The following is a 587-nucleotide window of genomic DNA, read 5'->3' on the forward strand; positions in this document are numbered from 1 at the left end:
GCTTTTTCTATCTAGGAAGTGTGTATAGCAAAGCAGACGTATCTACGCGCTTACTTCAACTTCGTAAGATGTAAATTTGCGGACGTTAATCACACCGGTATCAAAAATCAGATACTGACCTTTGATGCCTTGCAAAATACCAGTCACAACCGGGTCTTTGTCGAAGTTATGAGAGGTGATTTTCGTTGGGTGTTGCTGAACGGGGTAGCTAAGATCGGTAATGGTTTCGCTCAGTACCTCGATGGCATCTTCACCAAATTGCTGTTTGATTTCAGCAATTTTGTCTTGTACAAGAGGGAGCAGTTCAGCAAAACGATCTTGTAACTCAATCGGTTCACCATCGCCTTTAAGCAAAGTGCGCCAGTTTGTTTTGTCTGCAATATGCTTTGCCAGTTCCACTTCAATCAAGCCTGAAATATGACGCGTTTTGACTTTGAAAATTGGCAGACCCTGAGTTGCACCTTGATCAATCCAACGTGTTGGAATTTGAGTGTGGCGAGTGATGCCAACTTTCAAGCTTGATGTATTTGATAGATACACGAAGTGATCCACCATACAGTTTTCTTCTCCCCACTGCGGTTCGCGGC

General features: G+C 43.6%; 1 protein-coding gene. It reads right to left on the reverse strand.

The features are described 5' to 3' along the window. Window positions 1-42: 42 nt before the first annotated feature. Window positions 43-587 (reverse strand): DUF2797 domain-containing protein (locus R7R78_RS28060; protein WP_225474846.1); only part of this gene is annotated, 545 nt, incomplete at its 5' end.

The sequence above is a fragment of the Vibrio sp. 2134-1 genome (genome assembly GCF_033339495.1).